Source organism: Waterburya sp. (genome assembly GCF_058530065.1).
The window spans coordinates 1-3,058 of the sequence record NZ_JBZNBU010000422.1 but is presented as its reverse complement, the minus strand read 5'-3'; the positions used below and the strand labels follow the sequence as shown (position 1 = coordinate 3,058).

Below are 3,058 nucleotides of genomic sequence, written 5' to 3'. Positions count from 1 at the left end.
TGAGCGATCGCGCTAGTGTTCTTGCTGCAAGTACAGGTAACTGTAATGCTGCTAACTATGCTGATGGTTATGCTGATGCTCTTTGGGACGACATGGATGATGCCAGTCGTAGACCAGCAAATACTCATGCTGATGCTACTTCTTTATTAAGTTCGGGAGAAGGGAAAAGAATAGTATTGACTAGAAATCATGTTAGCAATGGTAGTTCTAATGCACCTCATCGAACATTAAAAATTAACTATCAAGTTCAAGAAATAAATAATTCAGACACACTTATAGGAGATGTCATTGCAAACCGTTATGTGGAGGTAATACCTGATGCTGCTTTACGCTGTCCGTAAAAAATATCATGAGGGTTTTACTCTCGTTGAAATGCTTGCTGCATTGGTAATTGTAGGAGTAATAGCAAGTATTGCTGCCCCCAATTTATTAGGTATGTTCAACAATACTCGCGTTAAAGATGGCATTGGGCAAATTGAAGGTGCTGTTAAAGAAGCCCAAAAACTAGCAGTCAGACGAGGAAGAACTTGTATTATTAGTTTGAGTTCTAGGGTGGTTGATGGCGAACAATATGCCATTGCTGACGTTGCACCATCAGATACAACAATTGGCGGTAATGATATTGATTCTAATGGTTGTCTTTTGAATCTTAGAGAACTCGAACGGGAAGTTATTTTAGAATTCGACGACGGAGCTACAGTAGAAGAAATTGATTCTGGCGATCCTGTTTATATTTTATTTACAGGAAAAGGAAACACTACCAATGATGCAAACATTGATGGGGTTATTAATGGAGCTAATGGAATTATTTTGGTATCTCATCCTAACGTTAATCAAAAGAAATGTTTGCAAATATCAGGAACATTAGGAAATATTTTAACAGGGGATTATGTTGATGTTGATGCTGATGGTGATTTAGATTGCGATCCTGATATTACTGATTAACTTTTAATTTGATGTTTAACAACATTTCAAAACCGAAAGAACTTGGCTTTACTTTAATAGAATTACTAAGTGCTTTGGTGATTATCGGAATTATAGCTGCGATCGCATCACCGAGTTTTATAGGTTTATTAAACAAAGTTAGAGTCGATACTGCCTTAGAAGAATTGTTGGGTGCAATCAGAGAAACTCAAAGATTGTCGATGCGTAATGGCAAAACTTGTCGCATTAATATTGACCCCAATACTAACTTGATTAATGCCACAGATACAGGATGTCTGTTAAAAGAAAGAACAATTGATGAAAACGTAATTGTGAGGACTAATTTATCTGGTTCGACACCCAATATTTCGTTTTCTTATAAAGGCAGCACGACCAAAATGGGTACTATTGTTTTGTCTTCCAATCTGACTAATACTCAGAAATGTTTTGTAATCTCTTTGGGTTTGGGTATCATGAGAACTGGCGAATACACTGGCAATAATACTGGTTCTGTGTCTGCTAGTAACTGTCAGAGTGAATAGGTATAATCGTTCTAATTAATTGATGTCTCTAAAAACCATTGAAGTAGAACACTTGAGTAAAGTTTATGGGGCGACAGTGGCAATTGAAGACATTCATTTCTCAGTTAATGAGGGGGAAGTAATTGGCTTTTTGGGGCCAAATGGGGCAGGAAAAACCACCACGATGAGGATCTTGGCAGGATATCTACCTGCAACAGCAGGAACGGCTAAAGTAGCTGGCTATGACGTTCATCGTCATTCGATGCAGGTACGTCGTCGCATTGGATATTTACCCGAAATACCGCCTTTATATCCCGATATGTCTGTCAAGCAGTATTTATATTTTGTTGCAAAAATTAAGGGCGTTCGGGCGGGCGATCGCCGTCGTCAAGTATATAATGCAATGGTACGCTGCCAGTTAGTTGATCGCGAGAACACTGTTATTCGCAAACTTTCCAAGGGCTATCGACAAAGAGTAGGTATAGCTCAAGCGATCGTTCACGAACCTCCTGTAATTATTTTAGACGAACCCACCGCAGGATTAGACCCCAGACAAATTATTGAAGTCAGGAATTTAATTAAGAGTTTGGCAGGAGATCGCACAATTATTCTTTCTACTCATATTTTGCCCGAAGCTAGCACGATATGCGATCGCGTTACAATCGTCAATCGCGGCAAAGTGGTTACTACCAATACTCCTCAAGATTTACAAGCTCAATTAGCAACTAGTTCTGGTTATGAAGTAGAACTATCGGGAGACTTGAAACTAGTTACACCTTTATTATCTAAGATACCTGGAGTGACTCAAATAGTTGTGGAAGATAGTTCGATCGTTAATCATGCACAACGTAACTTGCTCAAAATTACTTGCGAGTCTATGACAGAATTAGGAAAAGATATTGCCAAGATAATCGTTGATCGCGGTTTAGAATTACACGAACTACGTCGCACTCGTCCTAGTTTGGAAGATATTTTTTTGGAACTAACTACAGAAGAGTCTTTGTCAATTAATAATTAATGTTTTTTAGTAAAATTATTGCTATTGTCCAAAAGGAACTACAAAGCTATTTTGCTTTTCCCTTGGCTTATGCGATCGCAGCTATGTTTTGGTTTATTTCTGGTTTCTTTTTAGTAGAAATCTTAATTGGCGATCGAGGAATCATGCAACAAATTGCCTTAAGAGAGCAAATGGGAATTGATATTGGTTCTATTGATGTAGCTGCTGAGTTTCTTAATTCTTATTTAGCGATTTTAGGTACATTATCTCTATTAATAGTTCCCATCCTTTCTATGGGACTTTAAACAGAAGAAAAAAAGCAAGGTACTATAGAACTATTAGCAACATCTCCTATTAGTAATTGGGTTATAGCTTTGGGTAAGTTAATTGCAGTTACTATATTATATATTTTTATAGTTTTACCTTCGTTTTTTATGGAAGCGATCGCTTTTAGTGCTGCTAATCCACCCCTATCAGCTAATTTACCAATCATAGCTAATTTGGGTTTAATTATGATGGTAATAGCATTACTATCCATAGGAATGTTTATTTCTTCCTTAACTAGTAGCAATATTTTAGCTGCTATCTTAACTTTTAGTGTAGTTGTTTTTTTTTG

Annotated in this window: 4 protein-coding genes and 2 pseudogenes; all 6 read left to right on the top strand. The window is 37.2% G+C overall.

Annotation, left to right across the window (positions count from 1 at the left end):
- Nucleotides 1-341, top strand: a pseudogene (locus AC33VI_RS23085) (hypothetical protein); the annotation flags it as partial.
- The gene (locus tag AC33VI_RS23080; protein WP_491784606.1) at nt 319-945 is read left to right on the top strand and encodes a pilus assembly FimT family protein; all 627 of its coding nucleotides are present in this window, start codon (nt 319-321) and stop codon (nt 943-945) included. The pseudogene AC33VI_RS23085 and the gene AC33VI_RS23080, both read left to right, overlap by 23 nt.
- 11 nt (nt 946-956) lie before the next feature.
- Nucleotides 957-1,466 (top strand): pilus assembly FimT family protein, encoded by a 510-nt coding sequence (locus AC33VI_RS23075; protein ID WP_491784605.1) that lies wholly within the window; start codon nt 957-959, stop codon nt 1,464-1,466.
- A 22-nt stretch (nt 1,467-1,488) separates the two neighbouring features.
- Nucleotides 1,489-2,463: an ABC transporter ATP-binding protein gene (locus tag AC33VI_RS23070; RefSeq protein ID WP_491784604.1), complete on the top strand. Its 975-nt coding sequence runs from the start codon at nt 1,489-1,491 to the stop codon at nt 2,461-2,463.
- Entirely contained in the window at nt 2,463-2,747 is a 285-nt protein-coding gene (locus AC33VI_RS23065; RefSeq protein ID WP_491784603.1) for a hypothetical protein, read from the top strand. Before AC33VI_RS23070 ends, AC33VI_RS23065 begins: the two co-directional genes overlap by 1 nt.
- Before the next feature lie 24 nt (nt 2,748-2,771).
- A pseudogene (locus AC33VI_RS23060) lies at nt 2,772-3,058 on the top strand (ABC transporter permease); the annotation flags it as partial.